15 protein-coding genes are annotated in these 16,287 nt (G+C 72.0%); 7 read left to right on the forward strand and 8 right to left on the reverse strand.

Going from position 1 to position 16,287, the window contains the following annotated elements; translation table 11 throughout:
* Nucleotides 1-1,515: IS200/IS605 family accessory protein TnpB-related protein (locus ACFUJY_RS10745; RefSeq protein ID WP_383297480.1), on the forward strand; the 1,515-nt coding region annotated here is incomplete at its 5' end.
* Between the two features lie 249 nt (nt 1,516-1,764).
* On the opposite strand, the gene ACFUJY_RS10750 is transcribed toward ACFUJY_RS10745, so the two are convergent.
* Complete coding sequence (locus tag ACFUJY_RS10750) at nt 1,765-2,340, reverse strand: TerD family protein (RefSeq protein WP_383297482.1); 576 nt, start codon at nt 2,338-2,340, stop codon at nt 1,765-1,767.
* Between the two features lie 169 nt (nt 2,341-2,509).
* Here ACFUJY_RS10750 and arfB point away from each other — a divergent pair, with 169 nt between their 5' ends.
* Nucleotides 2,510-2,944, forward strand: a complete 435-nt coding sequence (gene arfB / locus ACFUJY_RS10755) for an alternative ribosome rescue aminoacyl-tRNA hydrolase ArfB (protein ID WP_383297484.1) — start codon at nt 2,510-2,512, stop codon at nt 2,942-2,944.
* A 36-nt stretch (nt 2,945-2,980) separates the two neighbouring features.
* Here arfB and ACFUJY_RS10760 read toward each other — a convergent pair whose 3' ends face one another.
* On the reverse strand, nt 2,981-3,487 hold the full coding sequence (locus ACFUJY_RS10760; RefSeq protein ID WP_164401786.1) for a flavin reductase family protein: 507 nt from the start codon (nt 3,485-3,487) through the stop codon (nt 2,981-2,983).
* A 325-nt stretch (nt 3,488-3,812) separates the two neighbouring features.
* On the opposite strand from ACFUJY_RS10760, the gene cdgB reads away from it, so the two are divergent.
* Both cdgB and ACFUJY_RS10770 read left to right on the forward strand, forming a co-directional pair.
* The gene (cdgB, locus tag ACFUJY_RS10765; protein ID WP_383297486.1) at nt 3,813-5,447 is read left to right on the forward strand and encodes a diguanylate cyclase CdgB; all 1,635 of its coding nucleotides are present in this window, start codon (nt 3,813-3,815) and stop codon (nt 5,445-5,447) included.
* 143 nt (nt 5,448-5,590) lie between these two features.
* A complete protein-coding gene (locus tag ACFUJY_RS10770) occupies nt 5,591-6,586 on the forward strand; it encodes a carbohydrate-binding protein (RefSeq protein ID WP_383297488.1) in 996 nt (331 codons plus the stop codon).
* A gap of 67 nt (nt 6,587-6,653) precedes the next feature.
* On the opposite strand, the gene ACFUJY_RS10775 is transcribed toward ACFUJY_RS10770, so the two are convergent.
* The 5 genes from ACFUJY_RS10775 to ACFUJY_RS10795 all read right to left on the reverse strand — a co-directional run bounded on the left by ACFUJY_RS10775 (nt 6,654) and on the right by ACFUJY_RS10795 (nt 11,841).
* Nucleotides 6,654-7,505, reverse strand: coding sequence for a ketose-bisphosphate aldolase (locus ACFUJY_RS10775; protein ID WP_383297489.1), 852 nt, complete (start codon nt 7,503-7,505; stop codon nt 6,654-6,656).
* Nucleotides 7,506-7,568: 63 nt separating this feature from the next.
* Nucleotides 7,569-8,513 carry a 1-phosphofructokinase family hexose kinase gene (locus ACFUJY_RS10780; protein ID WP_383297491.1) on the reverse strand — a complete coding sequence of 315 codons (945 nt, stop codon included), beginning with the start codon at nt 8,511-8,513 and terminating at the stop codon, nt 7,569-7,571.
* A 150-nt stretch (nt 8,514-8,663) separates the two neighbouring features.
* Complete coding sequence (gene nagA, locus ACFUJY_RS10785; RefSeq protein WP_383297493.1) at nt 8,664-9,824, reverse strand: N-acetylglucosamine-6-phosphate deacetylase; 1,161 nt, start codon at nt 9,822-9,824, stop codon at nt 8,664-8,666.
* The gene (locus ACFUJY_RS10790) at nt 9,824-10,717 is read right to left on the reverse strand and encodes an ROK family protein (RefSeq protein WP_383298062.1); all 894 of its coding nucleotides are present in this window, start codon (nt 10,715-10,717) and stop codon (nt 9,824-9,826) included. The genes nagA and ACFUJY_RS10790 overlap by 1 nt, the downstream gene beginning before the upstream one ends.
* A 215-nt stretch (nt 10,718-10,932) precedes the next feature.
* Complete coding sequence (locus ACFUJY_RS10795) at nt 10,933-11,841, reverse strand: SIS domain-containing protein (RefSeq protein WP_383297495.1); 909 nt, start codon at nt 11,839-11,841, stop codon at nt 10,933-10,935.
* Nucleotides 11,842-12,185: 344 nt separating this feature from the next.
* On the opposite strand from ACFUJY_RS10795, the gene ACFUJY_RS10800 reads away from it, so the two are divergent.
* The 3 genes from ACFUJY_RS10800 (at nt 12,186) to otsB (ending at nt 14,847) form a co-directional block, all read left to right on the forward strand.
* The gene (locus ACFUJY_RS10800) at nt 12,186-13,403 is read left to right on the forward strand and encodes an ABC transporter substrate-binding protein (protein WP_383297497.1); all 1,218 of its coding nucleotides are present in this window, start codon (nt 12,186-12,188) and stop codon (nt 13,401-13,403) included.
* A gap of 44 nt (nt 13,404-13,447) precedes the next feature.
* The gene (locus tag ACFUJY_RS10805; RefSeq protein WP_164401777.1) at nt 13,448-13,708 is read left to right on the forward strand and encodes a DUF3263 domain-containing protein; all 261 of its coding nucleotides are present in this window, start codon (nt 13,448-13,450) and stop codon (nt 13,706-13,708) included.
* A 302-nt stretch (nt 13,709-14,010) separates the two neighbouring features.
* Complete coding sequence (otsB, locus tag ACFUJY_RS10810) at nt 14,011-14,847, forward strand: trehalose-phosphatase (RefSeq protein WP_383297499.1); 837 nt, start codon at nt 14,011-14,013, stop codon at nt 14,845-14,847.
* Nucleotides 14,848-14,856: 9 nt separating this feature from the next.
* Here the strand turns inward: otsB and ACFUJY_RS10815 are convergent, their stop codons facing one another.
* Nucleotides 14,857-16,248 carry a trehalose-6-phosphate synthase gene (locus ACFUJY_RS10815; RefSeq protein WP_383297501.1) on the reverse strand — a complete coding sequence of 464 codons (1,392 nt, stop codon included), beginning with the start codon at nt 16,246-16,248 and terminating at the stop codon, nt 14,857-14,859.
* Nucleotides 16,249-16,287 lie beyond the last annotated feature (39 nt).

Genomic DNA, 16,287 nt, shown 5'->3' on the forward strand with positions numbered 1-16,287 from the left:
GTGAGTGCGCACCTGGGCTCGCTCGCCTCGATGGACCTCAAAGCGCGTTGCGCTGAGGGCCTGGAGCACTCCAGCGCCTCATGGGCGGCCCGTAAACGGGGCCTGACGGGCGAGTCGTCGTCCAGATGGGCGGGGGCGGTCACGAAGGCGTCACATGATCAGTGGGCGCTGGCGAGGCGGGGCCAGGCCGCGCACATCCGCAGCCTTGAGGCCGGGATCCAGACCCTGCGGCACCGACTGTCGCTGCCGGTCGGGACCAAGGGGACAAAGAACGCGGCGGGTGGTTACGGGTCCCGGGGTGAGTGGTTCCAGAAGTCGCGTCGCCTCAGGGCGCTGGAGGACCGGCTTGCGGCTGCTGTCGCGGACTGGCGGTCGGGGCGGGCCCGGGTCGTGCGTGGCGGGAGACGCCTGTTGAACACCCGCCATCACCTGACCGAGGCCGGGCTGAGCGAGGATGAGTGGCGGGGGCGGTGGGAGGCGGAACGGTGGTTCCTGGCGGCGGACGGCGAGTCGGGCAAGCGGTACGGGAACGAGACCATCCGCGTCACCCCGGACGGCCGGGTCAGCATCAAGCTCCCTGCCCCCTTGGCCCACCTTGCCAACAGCAAGCATGGCCGCTACACCCTCACCACGCCGGTGGTATTCGTCCACCGGGGTGCGGAGTGGGCCGACCGTATTGAGGCGAACCGTGCTGTGGCCTACCGCATCCACTACGACACCGGCCGGGACCGCTGGTACCTGACCGCGTCCTGGCAGAAACCAGTTGTGCAGACGGTCCCGTTGGAAGCCGCGAGGGCCGGGGGTGTGATCGGGGTGGACACCAACGCCGGCCACTTCGCCGCCTACCGCCTCGACGCCCACGGCAACCCGGTCGGCGAACCCCACCGCTTTCCGTACGACCTGTCCGGAAGGACCGCACATCGCGACGCGCAGGTCCGCCACGCCCTCACCCGCCTCCTGCACTGGGCGAAGCAGACCGGTGTCACGGCGATCGCCATCGAAGACCTCGACTTCAGCGCGGAGAAGACGCGGGAGAAGCACGGCCGGAGGAAGCGTTTCCGGCAGCTGATCTCCGGTATGCCCACCGGCAGGCTCAAGGCACGCCTGGTCTCCATGGCCGCCGAACATGGTCTCGCGATCATCGCGGTCGACCCGGCCTACACCTCGCGGTGGGGTGGTCAGCACTGGCAGAAGCCACTGACCACCCCGCACCGGAAGATGTCCCGTCACGATGCCGCCGGCATCGCGATCGGGCGACGCGCCCTCGGACACCCGATCCGGCGTCGGACGACACCGCCCCGTGCGCACCAGAGCGATGCGCACGGGCATCGGACCGTCCAGGCCGCACCAGGTGCCCCAGGGCGTGAGGGACCCCGCCCCCGTATCCCCGGACCACGGACACGATCCGTGCCGCCGGACGCGGCGAGAACGCGGGCGACCAGGACACCCAACACCGTTCGGGATGTCCGCAGCGAACAGGAATGGGTCCAAGACTCACTCCTGCTCACTGAATAGGAACGGTCATACAAGCTCCGTTGCTCGTTCCGTGGGGGGTTACGAGCGGGGAGCCTGCCATCGAATGAGCGTTATTGACGGTGTACCAACAAATACCTCACATTTCTTTGACCACTTCTTGTCCGACTGAGGCGATGTCATGTCCGTTATCCGGCGGCCTTCGATCAGTCATGACCGGATGTCCGGACATGCGGGAGCCCCCGGCCGCAGGACGTTCGGCCGGGGGCTCCTCGGAAGGGCTTGCCGGTGTCAGAGGCTGACGCCGAAGTCCTGGGCGATGCCGCGCAGGCCCGAGGCGTAGCCCTGGCCCACGGCGCGGAACTTCCAGTCGGCGCCGTTGCGGTACAGCTCGCCGAAGACCATGGCGGTCTCGGTGGCGGCGTCCTCGCTCAGGTCGTAGCGGGCGATCTCGGCGCCGCCGGCCTGGTTGAGGATGCGGATGTACGCGTTGCGCACCTGGCCGAAGTTCTGGCTGCGGGTCTCGGCGTCGTAGATGGAGACCGGGAAGACGATCTTGTCGACGTCGGCCGGCAGGCCCGCCAGGTTGACGTTGATCTGCTCGTCGTCGCCCTCGCCCTCACCCGTGACGTTGTCACCGGTGTGCACGATGGTCTGGTCCGGGGTCGCCTTGTTGTTGAAGAAGACGAAGTGGGCGTCGGAGTAGACCTTGCCGCCCGTGTTGACCGCGATCGCCGAGGCGTCGAGGTCGAAGTCGGTGCCGGTGGTGGTACGGACGTCCCAGCCGAGGCCGACCGTGACGGCGGTGAGGCCGGGGGCCTCCTTGGTGAGGGAGACGTTGCCGCCCTTGGACAGGCTTACTGCCATGGGAAGTCCCTTTCATCTGTCGGGTGCGGGCTTCGCGGTCACGAAGCTACCGTCACAGGTCATAACGCCGACAGGGGACCGCGAGGTTCCGCGCGCCTTTACTTTCTTTGCCGAAGCGAGGCCGGGGCGCCGCAAAAAGAGGTGACGGACAGCTGCCGGGGCGGGGAACATGGGTGTCATGTCCGGGCCCTATGTCATCCGTGGTTCGGTCTCCCTGCCGGAGGCCGAGCTGATGTGGCGTTTCTCGCGGTCCTCCGGGCCGGGCGGCCAGCACGTCAACACCAGCGACTCGCAGGTCGAACTGCGCTTCGACCTCGCGGCCACCGAGGCGCTGCCCGCGGTGTGGAAGGAGCGCGCGCTGGAGAGGCTGGCGGGCCGGCTGACCGGTGGGGTGATCGCGGTACGCGCCTCCGAGCACCGCTCGCAGTGGCGCAACCGCGAGACGGCCGCCGTACGCCTCGCGGCGCTCCTGGCGGAGGCGTCCGCCCCGCCGCCCAGGCCGCGCGTGAAGAAGAAGGTCCCCCGGGGGATCAACGAACGCCGGCTGCGCGAGAAGAAGCAGCGCAGCGATACGAAGCGGGGTCGCGCGGGGCGCGACTGGTAACGCGGTCCCGGATGCGGCGGGCCACCGCCGGCGCCCTCAGCCCAGCTGCCGGTACTTGCCCCGGAAGTACGTCAGCGGCCCGCCGTCCCCGCTCGGCACCCGGGCCGCCAGCACCCGGCCGATCACCAGGGTGTGGTCGCCCGCGACCACCCGCTGCTCGGTGCGGCACTCCAGCGTCGCGAGCGCGCCGCCCGCCAGCGGGGCGCCGGTGACCTCGCCGCGTACGTACGGGATGTCCTCGAAGAGCAGCCGGTCGCTGATCCGGCCCTTCATCGCGAACCGGCCCGCGATGTGCCGCTGGCTCTCCGCCAGCACGGACACCGCCCACAGCGGCTGCTCCGCGAGCAGGTCGTCCATCCGGGAGTCGTTGCGCAGGCTCACCATGACCAGCGGCGGGTCCAGGGACACGGACATGAAGGCGGTGGCGGTCATGCCGACGTCCTCACCGCGCCCGCCCTCGTCGAGCGGCGGCTCCTGAGCGGTGACCAGCACCACGCCGGCCGCCAGCCGGGACAGGGCGGCACGGAACTCTTCGTTGCTCACCCCCTCAGCATGGGGGACGGGCTCGGTACGCGGGGTGGGGGGTTTCGTCTGCAACACACCGGGAACGCTAGCCGCGCGTCCGGGCCCGCCGCATCGGGCCAGGGGACCAGCCGGGTCCTAGGACCGCCGGGTTCCGCCACCCCGCTGACCTGCCGTGACCTCTTCCCACTCGTTTGTGACTTGAGTCACAGAGTGCAATATTTGCTGACCCTGTGTACCGGGTGCACAGCTCGCTGTGATTCAGTGGCCGGGACACTGCAGTAAGTACGTCACGTACGTCGATATGAATTCTGGAGTGCTGTCGAGGTCTCGGGGAGTGCGAGCGATGGACGCCGAGTCGGAGCCATACGTCCGTCTCGCGACGATGCGGCAGCTGCACCAGGCCGTCGCCGATCTCAACACGGCGCGGAGCCTGGCCGACACACTGCAGACCGTGGCCGACGGGATCGTCGCCAATCTCGGCTACGAGCTTGCCTGCGTCAACCTCGTCCGCCCCGACGGCGACCTCGTCGTCGCCGCCCTCGCCGGGAACCACGCCGCCGAGGCCCTGATCACCGGCCGGGTCGGCTCGCGCGCCTCCTGGGAGCGCCGGCTCCTCATGGGCGAGGCGTGGGACGGGCTGCGGTTCATACCGCACACCGAGGGCTGGGTCCTGCTCGACGACGACGTACCGCAGTGGCACACGGAGGGCCCCGAGCCCCGCTTCGAGGACGAGTGGCACCCGCAGGACCGGCTGTACGCCCCGATGTACGCGTCCGGCGGCGGCTCGGACCTCCTGGGCGTCATATCCGTCGACCGCCCGCGCAACGGACGCCGCCCCGGCGCCTGGGGCCGCGAGGCGCTCCACATGTACGCCTCGCAGTCCGCCATCGCGATCAGCAACGCCCGGCTCCGGGCCAACATGCAGCGGGCCCTGGTCCGGCTGGAGCGCGAGCAGCAGGCGCTCCGGGCCAGTGAGGAATCCTTCCGCCAGGCATTCGAGTACGCCCCCAGCGGCATGGCGATCGCCGAGCTGGGCGGCGACCAGCAGGGGCGGCTGCTGCGGACGAACGACGCGCTGTGCCGGCTGCTGGGCCGCCCCGCGTCGGTGCTGCGCCGCTACTCCTTCGCCGACCTGGTCCACCCCGAGGACATCGGCACCCTGCTCCGTACCTCCGCCGAGGGCGGCCGGGCCGAACTGCGCCTGGGCCGGCGGGACGGCTCGTACGTGTGGGTGTCGCTGCGCAACTCCGTCGTCGCGGACACGGCGGACGGGCCGCGCTTCCTGCTGACGCACGTGGAGGACATCGAGGAGCGCAAGCGCCATGAGCTGAACCTCGCCCACCGGGCCTCGCACGACGCGCTCACCGGGCTGCCCAACAGCGCGGAGCTGAGGACCCGGCTCGGCGCCCGGCTGTGCGCCCGCCCGGACGCGGCGGCGACGACCGACGTCGAGGCGCTGGACGCGGCGTACGGGGACGTGGACGAGTCGCGGGGGCACTACCCGCTCACCGGTCCGGGGGCGCACCCGTTCGACCACCACGTGCACGCGGTGGCGCCGGACACATCGCGGGACGACGGGGCGAAGGGCCTCGCGGTCCTCTTCTGCGACCTGGACGGCTTCAAGTCGATCAATGACCGCTTCGGGCACCACACGGGTGACGTGGTGCTCATCGAGGTGGCCCGGCGGCTGACCACCTGTGTCCGGGACGGGGACACCGTCGCCCGGCTCGGGGGTGACGAATTCGTCGTCCTCGCGGACGGCCTGGGTGCGGCGGACGCGGCTGACCTGGCCGTTCGCCTGCGAAATGCGATCATTCCGCCCATTCGGGTCGACGGCCGCGCAGTGCGTGTGGGGGCGAGTTTCGGCATCGGCTGGGCGGCCTGCGGAATGACCGCGGAAGAGGTGCTGCGCTCCGCCGACCAGCGGATGTACGTGGAGAAGCGGTCGCGGTCGAAGGTTCACCGCAGGGCAGGCTGACGTTCTTCCGCGCGTCCCCGCCCGGGTTCCCGCCGTGCTCCTGGTCAATTCTTGACATCGTCCATTCGGGGTAGGCTCGGCCGGTCGGCGAGGGCTGGCGAGATTCGGCGACGGCTGGCGACATGGTGAGGAGTGACCCAGGGATGGCCGGGAACAACGGCGCGAGCACACCCGAGGACGACGATCCGTTCGGCTACCTCTACGAGGACGGGCAGGCGGCCGGTGCGCAGCCTCCGGGGCAGGGCGGCTACGGCTACCCGGGTCCCGCCGCCCAGCCGGGTGTGCCCAGGACCTCGTACAACCAGGTGCGGACCGTCGGCGAGCGGCAGTACGGGCAGCAGGTGCCGCCGCAGCAGGGGTACGGCTACCCGCCCCAGGGCCAGCCGAACGGGCAGTACGGCCAGCAGGCCGGCGCGTACGGCCGGCCGAACCCGCAGTACGCCGCTCCCGAGACGTATCCCGGTGGCGCGGCCACCACGCAGGTGCCGCAGCCGGGCGGGCGCGGCGGTTCCGGCAAGGGCGGTCCGAACACCAAGGGCCTGCTGATCGCGGCGGTCGCGGTCGTCGCGGTGGTGCTCGTCGGCATCGGCGCGGCGCTGATGACGAGCGACGGCGACAAGGACAAGAAGGCCGAGGCGACGGCGTCCGAGGGCCCGGGCAAGCAGGTCGAGCAGTCCCCGACCCCGGAGAGTTCCCCGAGCTCGTCGGCCCCGGCGGAGCTCCCGAAGCAGGACGCGGCGTCGCTCCACCTGGGCGGCACGGCGCGGCTCGACAACTCCGTGAAGGGCGCCAAGAGCGCGAACGGGCAGTACATCAACCTCAACGAGGTGGGCCGGTCGGCGACCTGGACGGTCGAGGTGCCGGAGGCCGGTGAGTACACGCTGTTCGTGACGTACGGCGTACCGGGCAAGGACGCCAAGACCTCCCTGACGGTCAACCAGGAGGCCCCGCGCTCCATCAACATGGAGAACTTCGCGAAGGCCCCCGAGGGCGACCTGGAGAAGGGCTGGACGACGACGTACGCCTACGTCAACCTGGTCAAGGGCCAGAACACGCTGATGATCTCGTGCAACGAGGGCGATCAGTGCGACGCCAATCTGGACCAGCTGTCGCTGGAGGCCGGTCACCAGACCCGCTGACCGTACGACGTACGACTTTCCGGCCCCCTCGCCTCAGGGTGAGGGGGCCGGTGCGTTTCCCGTCCGTTCAGCTCATCAGGGCGAGGAAGGCGGCGACCGTCGCGGCCATGGCCTCGCGGCCGGGGGCGAGGTACTTGCGGGGGTCGACGCCCGTGGTGTTCTCGGCCAGGTGGGCGCGGACGGCGCCGGTGAACGCGGTGTTCAGGGCGGTGCCGACGTTGATCTTGACCATGCCGGAGGCGGCGACGGCCCGGCGGATCTCGTTGTCCGGGACGCCGCTGGAGCCGTGCAGGACGAGCGGGACGGGGACGGCGGCGCGGAGCCGGCCGATCAGCTCGTGGTCGAGGGCGGCGGTGCGCTCGGTCATGGCGTGCGAGGAGCCGACCGCGACGGCGAGGGCGTCCACGCCGGTCGCGGCGACGTACGCGGCGGCCTCGTCCGGGTCGGTACGGACGCCGGGGGCGTGGGCGTCGAGCGGGGCCTCGCCCTCCTTGCCGCCGACCTTGCCGAGTTCGGCCTCGATCCAGACGCCGCGCTCGTGGCCCCAGGCGACGGCCTCGGCGGTGGCCCGGACGTTGTCCTCGTAGGAGAGCTTGGAGGCGTCGAACATCACCGAGCCGAAGCCCTCGTCGTGGGCCCGGTGGAGCAGGTCCACGGACTCGACGTGGTCGAGGTGCAGGGCGAGCGGCGCGGAGGAGGTCCGGGCGACGGCGGCGGCGGCCGCGGCGATGGCGGTGAGCCGGCCGCCGTGGAACTTCACGGCGTTCTCGGAGACCTGGAGGACGGCGGGCGCGCCGGCCCGTTCGGCGCCTGTGGCGATGGCCTCCGCGTGCTCCAGGGTGATGACGTTGAAGGCGGCGATCCCGTGTCCCCGGGCCTGGGCGGCGGAGACGAGTTCACCGGTGCTGACGAGCGGCATTGCTGACCTCTGTCGTTTCTCCGGCCCCGGCGGGCGGGCCCGGTGCGGGGCGGGGCGCGGCGCTCAGGCCGCCCCCGCTGCGTGTTCCTCGATGGCGACGCGCGGCAGCAGCTCCTCGTACGCCGTGCGGTCGAAGTCGCCCGCGGTGGGGGCCAGCACGGTCGCCGTCGACAGTGCCACCGCCCGGCGCAGCCGGTCCGGCCAGCTCAGGGACTCCACGAGACCGGAGAGCAGTCCGGCCACGGCGGAGTCGCCCGCTCCGGTCGGGTTGCCCTTGACGGGTGCGGGCGGGGTGGCCCGCCAGACGCCGTCCGGGGTGACGGCGAGCATGCCGTCCGGGCCGAGCGAGGCGATGACGCCGTGGGCGCCGCGGCGGCGGGCGTCGCGGGTGGCGCGCAGGGGCTCGCGGGAGCCGGTGAGCTGGGCGAGCTCGTCGGCGTTCGGCTTGATCAGGTCGGGGCGGGCGGCGATGCCCCGGCGCAGCGGTTCGCCGCTGGTGTCGAGGAGGACGGGGACGCCGGAGGCGCGGGCCAGCCGGACGAGTTCGCCGTACGCGCCGACGTGGATGCCGGGCGGGAGGCTGCCGCACAGGGCGACGGCGTCGGCGGTCTTCAGCAGACCGGCGTACGTGTCGAGGAAGGCGGCCCATTCGCCTGCGGTGACGTGCGGTCCCGCCTCGTTGAACTGGGTGGTGTCGCCGGTGGCCGCGTCGGCCACGGCGAGGGTGCGGCGGGTGTCGCCGGAGACGGGGACGAGCGCGTCGGTGAGGGTGGCGCTCTGCCGGGGGAGCGCGGCGAGCAGGTCGCGCAGGACGGTCCCGGTGGCGCCGCCGGCGAAGCCGGTGACGACGGTGTCGTGGCCGAGAGCGGTGAGGACGCGGGCGACGTTGAGGCCCTTGCCGCCGGGGCGCTCGGAGAGGTCGGTGACCCGGTGGCTGGAGTGCGGTACGAGGGCGGGAACGGAGTAGGTGAGGTCGAGTGCCGTGTTCAGCGTGACCGTGAGGATCACCGCGGCCGCCCTTTCGCGTTCGGTCCGTGCTGCGCGCTGATTCCTCGCCGGAACGCGCTTTCCGTGCTGGTTTCCCAGGCGATCATGTCAAAGAGGGGGCGGTCGGCCCAGACCTCGGGGCCAACCGCCGTCTCTTCGTTACGTAGATCTTCAGCGCGTCGCGGCCTCGGGCCGGACGATCCACTGGCCCTTGCGCATGACGCCCTTGAGCCGGAAGTCCTCGTCCAGGACGACCAGGTCGGCGTCCTTGCCGGGCTCCAGCGAGCCGACCTTGTCGTACACGCCGAGGAGCCGCGCCGGGTTGGCGGAGATGGAGGTGACGACGTCCTCGACGGGGATGCGGTCGATGGTCACGGCGCGGTGGAACGCGGTGTCCAGGGTCAGGGTGGAGCCGGCGATGGAGTTGCCCTCGACCAGCCGGGCGACGCCGTTCTCGACGTTCACGGCGAGCGGGCCGAGCTGGTAGCGGCCGTCGCCGAAGCCGGCCGCGTCCATGGCGTCGGTGATGAGGGCGACGCGGTCGGCGCCCGCGTGGTGGTAGGCCAGTTCGAGCGCGGCCGGGTGCAGGTGCGTGCCGTCGTTGATCAGCTCGACGGTGATCCGCTCGTCCTCCAGGAGGGCGGCGATCGGGCCGGGCGCGCGGTGTCCGATGCCGGGCATCGCGTTGTAGAGGTGCGTGGCGACGGTGGCACCGGCGTCGATCGCCTCGACGGTCTGCTCGTACGTGGCGTCGGTGTGGCCGATGGCCGCGATGACGCCGTGCTCGGCGAGCAGCCGCACGGACTCGATGCCGCCGGGCAGCTCGGTGGCGAGGGTGAACATCTTCGCGGTGCCGCGCGCGGCGTCCATCAGCTTGCGGACCTCGGCCGGGTCCGGGTGGCGCAGCAGGGCCTCGCTGTGGGCGCCCTTGCGGCAGGGCGAGATGAAGGGGCCCTCGAAGTGGATGCCGGCGAGGTCGCCCTGCTCGACCAGTTCCGAGAGGATGCCGGCGCGCTCGGCGAGGAAGTCCATCTCGCCGGTGACCGTGGAGGCGACGAGGGTGGTGGTGCCGTGCTCGCGGTGGGTGCGGACACCGGTCAGGACCTCGTCCACGGTGCCGGAGGTGAAGGACGCGCCGCCGCCGCCGTGGTTGTGCATGTCCACGAAGCCGGGGACGATCCAGTGGCCGGAGAGGTCCAGGACCGGGGCGTTCTCGGCCTGGGTGCCGGAGATGCGGGTGCCTTCGACGGTCACCCGGCCGTCCTCGACGGTGCCGGTGGGCAGTACCACCCGGGCCCCTGCGAGAACGGTGCTGTCTGCGCGTCCGGCCATCAGGCGGATACCTCCGTGGAGAGTAGATCCCAGGCGAGCAGCCCTGCGCCCAGGCATCCGGCGGTGTCCCCGAGGGCCGCCGGGACGATGTGGGGCAGTTTCTGGAACGTGACGCGTTCCTCGACGGCCGCACGGAGTGGTGTGAACAAGGTTTCCCCCGCCTCGGCGAGCCCGCCACCGATGATGAGCGTGCGCGGGTCCAGCAGGGTGAGCGCGGTGACGAGTCCGGCGGCGAGCGCGTCGACGGCGTTCTGCCAGACCTCGACGGCCTTCGGGTCGCCGGATTCGACGGCCTTGGCGCAGTCGGCGGCGTCCGCCTTCGGGTCGCCGGACGCGGCCGCCCAGGCGCGGCTGACGGCGGAGGCGGAGGCCAGGGTCTCCAGGCAGCCGCGCTGGCCGCAGCCGCAGTCCGGGCCGTCCGGCCGGATCACGATGTGGCCGATCTCGCCCGCGTAGCCGTGGGCGCCCTCCTCGATCGCCCCGGCGATGCCGATGGCCCCGGCGATCCCGGTCCCGAGCGGGATGAAGAGGAAGCGGTCGGCGCCCTGACCGGCGCCGATCCGGCCCTCGGCGAGCCCGCCGGTGCGGACGTCGTGGCCGAGCGCCACGGGCACCCCGCCGAGCCGTTCGCCGAGCAGCCGGCGCATGGGCACGTCGCGCCAGCCCAGGTTCGCCGCGTAGACGGCGATCCCCTTCTCCGCGTCGACGATGCCGGGCACGGCCACACCGGCCGCGACGGCGCTCTCGCCGAAGTGCTCCTCGCCGTACGCGCGCAGGTCGGCGGCGAAGGTGAGGATCGACTCCACGACGGCGTCGGGACCGCGCTCCCTGCCGGTGGCGCGCCGTGCCTCGTGGAGCAGGGCGCCGTCGGCCCCGACCAGTGCGGCCTTCATTCCGGTGCCGCCCACATCGAGGGCGATGACGTGTTTCACGTGGAACAGTTTCGCCCGAGCGACCCAAAAGGTCTAGTCCACTAGTGCTGTTTGTTGCGCATCCATACAAAATCCCGGTACCGGTTACGGGGAAGGGCCCGGTTTGTCGAGAAGGCCGCCCGGGAAGGGTGCGGCGCCTGCCCGATCCCGGGCCCGATCCCGGGCCGGCGGAGGGCCTACTCCGGCAGGATCACGCTGCGTGAGAGGTTGCGGGGGTGGTCGGGGTCGTACCCCTTCGACTCGGCCAGGGCCACCGCGAGCCGCTGTGCGCGGACCAGGTCGGCCATCGGGTCCGCCGTGCCGTGGGCGACGAGCGTCCCGCCGACCGCCGCGACCTCGCCGGCCAGCCCTTCGGGCAGCGCGCCGAAGACCCAGGCCACCCGGTTCGGGCCGGTGATCGCGATCGGGCCGTGGCGGTACTCCATCGCCGGGTACGCCTCGGTCCAGGCGCCGGCCGCCTCGCGCATCTTCAGCCCGGCCTCCTGGGCGAGCCCGTAGGTCCAGCCGCGCCCCAGGAACGTCCACTGCTCGGCCGCGACCACCGCCTCGTCCAGCGGCTCGGTCACCGCCAGCTCCGCGTCGACCGCCGCCTCGGCGACCGTCTTCACGCCGGCCGGAAGCGGACCGGCCGCCTCCAGGCCCGCCCGCAGGAAGGCGAGCGCGGTCGTCGCGAACCGGGTCTGGACCACTGACTCCTCATCCGCCCAGTCCAGCACCGCGACCGCGTCGGCGGCCTCCATGACGGGCGTCTTCGGGTCGCCGGTCAGCGCGACGGCCGCGGTCCTCCCGCGCAGCGCGCGCAGGAGCGTCAGCACCTCGCTCGTCGTACCGGAGCGGGTGATCGCGACCACCCGGTCGTACGGCCGGTCCACCGGGAATTCCGAGGAGGCGTACGCGTCGGTCTCGCCCTGCCCCGCGGCCTCCCGCAGGGCCGCGTACGCGATGGCCATGAACCACGAGGTGCCGCAGCCCGTGACGGCGACGCGCTCGCCCGGCTTCGGCAGCCCCTCGAACTCCGCGCCCGCCTGCGCGGCACGCCGCCAGCAGCTGGGCTGGGTGGCAATCTCAGATGCGGTACGCGACATGCGGAGCGGCTCCTCGGGCTGGGCGGATCGGTCGGACGTGACGGGGAGGACGTGACGGGACGGACCCGTACGCGATCTGACGAACCGTCGATTAAAGGTCTGGACCATTAAGGCCCGTCCATCGAGACCTACTTAGCAGTCGCCGCAGGCACCGTGCAATGCTGCTGCGTTGTGGAAGCGATACCTCCGTGGTGTAGACCTCTACGCCGGTGGCGGGGAAAATCGCAGCTCACCCGGAGTGCCCCGTACCGATGCGGTAGCCGCGGGCCGTGCGATCGACGAGGATGGACTGAGCTGTGCAGCGGCGTTACTTGGGACTGACGGCGGCTGTCGCCGTACTGGGGATGACGGCGACGCTGTCGGGCTGCGGCGCGGACGGCGGCTCCGGCGATGTGACGCTGAAGATCGTCGCGGCCGACTACGGCACGAGCGAGGCGAACAAGTCCGACAAGTACTGGGACGGCATCGCCCGCAGCTTCGAGGCGTCCCACCCCGGCATCAAGGTCGACGTGACCGTCCTGCCCTGGACGGACATCGACCGCGAGGTCGCCGAGATGGTCAAGGACGGCAAGGCCCCCGACATCGCCCAGATCGGCGCGTACGCGGACTACGCGAAGGCCGGGAAGCTCTACTCCGCCGACGAGATGCTGAGCATTCCGACCCAGGCCAACTTCCTGCCGAAGCTGACCAGTGCGGGGAAGGTCAACCGCATCCAGTACGGGCTGCCGTTCGTCGCCTCCACCCGGCTGCTCTTCTACAACAAGAAGCTCTTCTCGCAGGCCGGTCTCGACGCCCCCAAGACCTGGAGCGACATCGCCTCGGACGCCACCGCGCTCAAGCAGCGCGGGGTGTCCTACCCCTTCGCGCTGCCGCTCGGCCCGGAGGAGTCCCAGGCCGAGACCCTGATGTGGATGCTCAGCGGAGGCGGCGGCTACACCGACGAGGTCGGCTCGTACAACATCGCCTCCGAGGAGAACATCAAGACGTTCGAGTGGCTTCAGTCGAACCTCGTCGACAAGGGCCTCGTCGGACCGGTCGCCCCCGGCAAGCTGAACCGCGCGAAGGCGTTCGAGGAGTTCTCGAAGGGGAAGGTCGGCATGCTCAACGGCCACCCCACGCTGATGGAGGAGGCGCAGCAGCAGGGCGTCCAGGTCGGCATGGTCCCGCTGCCCGGCGAGCAGGGCCCCACCGAGGGGTCGATGGGCGTCGCCGACTGGATCATGGGCTTCAAGCAGAACGATCACCGCGTCGAGATCGGCAAGTTCTTCGACTACCTGTTCACCGACAAGAACGTGATCGAGTTCGCCGACATGTACGACCTGCTGCCGGTCACGGGCAGCGCGTCCGCCGCGATGGAGGACGACGCCAAGTACAAGCCGCTGCACCAGTTCCTGGCGGCGCTGCCGGAGTCGGAGTTCTACCCGTTCGGTAAGACGTCCTGGGCGGCGGCGAGCGAGTCGATCAAGGAGAACATCGGCAAGGCGGTGCAGCCGGGGGCGAACCCGGAGAGTGTGCTGGCGCGGATATCGCGGGATGCGGTGCAGGCGGAGGCGGCGGAGTAGGTTCCGCGTTCCGCGGGGGCGGGACGCGCCATATATTGGCTGATATGACCGCCCACCCCCCGAACGGCCCTGCCGAGTCCGCGCCGCTGTCCGACCGCGATCGCGCGGTGCTGGCGGTGGAACGGCAGTCGTGGGCGGGGGCCGGGGCGAAGGAGCGGGCGATCCGAGAGCGGCTCGGGCTGTCGCCGACGCGGTATTACCAGCTGCTGAACGCGTTGCTGGACGACCGGCGGGCGCTGGAGGAGGACCCGGTGACGGTGAACCGCCTCCGGCGCGTACGGGAGGCTCGGCGGGGGAGGCGGTAGCGGGCGCGGGCGCGTACGTCTGCGCCGCGCCTGCGGCGGGCCAGTTCCCCACCCCGCCCCTTCCCGAAACCGGGGCGCCGCCCCGGACCCCGCTGCTCAATCGCCGCAGGGGCTTGGTTTGCCTCGGTCGCTGCATGCCTGCGGGTAGGTTTCGGCACCACCGCGGCCAAATCCAGCCCCGCCGGCGCTTGAGGCGCGGGGTCCGGGGCAGAGCCCCGAAACCAAGCCCCTGCGGCGATTGAGCAGCGGGGGTACGGGGGCAGCGCCCCCGCATCGGCGGTGCCCGGCGATACGCTCACCGTATGGGCACCCCTCCACAGACAGCCGCGGGCCGCACCGGGCTCGACGCCATCCTCGCCCGCCCGGCCGAGGCCCTCGTGGCGCTCGACTTCGACGGGACGCTGGCGGACATCGTGCCGGACCCGGAGCAGGCGCGGGCGCACCCCGGAGCCGTCGAGGCGCTCGCCGCCCTCGCGCCGAAGGTCGCGTCCGTGGCCGTGATCACCGGGCGCCCCGCCGACGTCGCCGTGCGGTACGCCGGGGTCGCCGGCGTCGCCGGGCTCGACCACCTCGTCGTGCTCGGCCACTACGGCGCCGAGCGCTGGGACGCCGTGACCGGGACCGTGCACGCCCCCGCCCCGCACCCCGGGGTGGACGCCGTGCGCGCCGGGCTCCCCGGCGTGCTGGCCGGGTCCGGCCTCCAGGAGGAGACCTGGACCGAGGACAAGGGCCGCGCCCTCGCCGTGCACACCCGGCGCGCCGCCGACCCGCAGGCCGCGTTCGACGCGCTGCGCGGGCCCCTCGGCGAGCTGGCCGCGCGGCACGGGCTGATCGTCGAACCGGGGCGGCTGGTCCTGGAACTGCGCCCGCCGGGCATGGACAAGGGCGTCGCGCTCACCGAGTACGTGCGCGAGATCGACGCCGCGTCCGTGCTGTACGCGGGCGACGACCTGGGCGACCTCGCCGCGTACGCCGCGGTGGAGAGGCTGCGCACGGACGAGGCGAACCCCGTGCCCGGGCTGCTGGTCTGCAGCGGGAGCGGCGAGGTGCCGGAGCTCGCCGAGCGCGCCGACCTGGCCCTGCCCGGGCCGGGCGCGGTCGTGGAGTACCTGCGGGACCTCGCCGGCCGCCTCGCCTGAGGACAGGCCCTAACCGCGCCGCAGGGCCTCCAGCTGGTCCAGGAACCACTGCTGCGGCGGCAGCGCGGTGGCCGCCTCGGCCAGCCGCTCCGTGCGGGCGGCCCGCACGTCGTCCGGGAGCGTCAGCGCCTCGTGCAGCGCGTCCGCCGTGGCGGAGACGTCGTACGGGTTGACCGTGAAGGCGTGCTCGCCCAGCTCCTCGTACGCGCCGGCCTCCCGCGACAGGACCAGTGCGCAGCCCTCTTCGGAGACGACGGGGACCTCCTTGGCGACCAGGTTCATGCCGTCGCGGATCGGGTTGACGAGGGCGACGTCGGCCAGCCGGTACGCGGCGAGCGAGCGGGCGAAGTCGTCCTTCACGTGCAGGACGACCGGGGTCCAGGCGTCCGTGCCGTACGTCTTGTTGATCGCGTCGGCGACCCGCTGGACCTCGGCGGTGTACTCCCGGTAGACCGCGAGGTCCTGGCGCGAGGGGTAGGCGAAGGCGACGTGCACGACGCGTTCGCGCCACTCGGGGTGTTCGTCCAGCAGGGTGCGGTAGGCGTGGAGGCCCCGGACGATGTTCTTGGACAGCTCCGTGCGGTCGACCCGGACGATGGTCTTCCGGTCGGGTCCGATCTGCTCGCGCAGGGCCGCCATCCGCTCGTCCACGTCCGCCTCGTGCGACCGGCACCGCAGGAATCCGGCGTCGGCGCCCAGGCCGTGGACGCCGACGCGGGTCCGGCCGGTGCCGCCCAGGATCTCCGTGCAGCAGCCGATGAAGGCGTCCGCCCAGCGGCGGGTCAGGAAGGCGGCGCGGTCGGCGCCGAGGATGCCGCGCAGCAGCTGTTCGGCGATGTCGTCGGGCAGCAGCCGGAAGTAGTCGACGGGCGCCCACGGGGTGTGCGAGAAGTGGCCGATCCGCAGGTCGGGGCGGAGCTCGCGGAGCATGCCGGGGACCAGCGAGAGGTGGTAGTCCTGCACGAGGACGGCCGCGCCCTCGCCCGCCTCCTCGGCCAGCGCCTCGGCGAAGGCGCGGTTGTACGTCTCGAAGGACGCCCACTGCCTGCGGAACTCCGCGTCGAAGACGGGCTCGACGGGCGTCTGGTACAGCATGTGGTGGACGAACCACAGCACGGAGTTGGCGATGCCGTTGTACGCGTCGGCGTGTACCCCGGCGTCGATGTCGAGCATCCGGACGCCCGGCTCGCCGACCCCCCGGCGCACCGCCTCGCGGTCGCCGTCGCCGAGGGCGGCGCAGACCCACATCTTGTCGTCGACGGCGCTGAGGCCGGAGACGAGTCCGCCCCCGCCCCGTTTCGCTTCGAGGGTGCCGTCGTCGCCCAGGGCGTACGAGACGGGGCCGCGGTTGGACGCGACGAGGACCTGGGCAGCGGGCTGGGGGGCGTGCTCGGAGACCATGGCCGGAATCTAGCCCGAACCCGATCCGCCCAAACGTAC

It is taken from the genome of Streptomyces sp. NPDC057249, assembly GCF_042669245.1.
Classification (GTDB): domain Bacteria; phylum Actinomycetota; class Actinomycetes; order Streptomycetales; family Streptomycetaceae; genus Streptomyces.

Coding starts and splice junctions, on each gene's coding strand:
- ACFUJY_RS10750 (WP_383297482.1), bottom strand. CDS start 2,340: ATGGCAGTAAGCCTGTCCAAGGGCGGCAACGTCTCCCTCACCAAGGAG.
- arfB (WP_383297484.1), top strand. CDS start 2,510: ATGGGTGTCATGTCCGGGCCCTATGTCATCCGTGGTTCGGTCTCCCTG.
- cdgB (WP_383297486.1), top strand. CDS start 3,813: ATGGACGCCGAGTCGGAGCCATACGTCCGTCTCGCGACGATGCGGCAG.
- ACFUJY_RS10770 (WP_383297488.1), top strand. CDS start 5,591: ATGGCCGGGAACAACGGCGCGAGCACACCCGAGGACGACGATCCGTTC.
- ACFUJY_RS10775 (WP_383297489.1), bottom strand. CDS start 7,505: ATGCCGCTCGTCAGCACCGGTGAACTCGTCTCCGCCGCCCAGGCCCGG.
- nagA (WP_383297493.1), bottom strand. CDS start 9,824: ATGGCCGGACGCGCAGACAGCACCGTTCTCGCAGGGGCCCGGGTGGTA.
- ACFUJY_RS10790 (WP_383298062.1), bottom strand. CDS start 10,717: ATGAAGGCCGCACTGGTCGGGGCCGACGGCGCCCTGCTCCACGAGGCA.
- ACFUJY_RS10795 (WP_383297495.1), bottom strand. CDS start 11,841: ATGTCGCGTACCGCATCTGAGATTGCCACCCAGCCCAGCTGCTGGCGG.
- ACFUJY_RS10800 (WP_383297497.1), top strand. CDS start 12,186: ATGACGGCGACGCTGTCGGGCTGCGGCGCGGACGGCGGCTCCGGCGAT.
- ACFUJY_RS10805 (WP_164401777.1), top strand. CDS start 13,448: ATGACCGCCCACCCCCCGAACGGCCCTGCCGAGTCCGCGCCGCTGTCC.
- otsB (WP_383297499.1), top strand. CDS start 14,011: ATGGGCACCCCTCCACAGACAGCCGCGGGCCGCACCGGGCTCGACGCC.
- ACFUJY_RS10815 (WP_383297501.1), bottom strand. CDS start 16,248: ATGGTCTCCGAGCACGCCCCCCAGCCCGCTGCCCAGGTCCTCGTCGCG.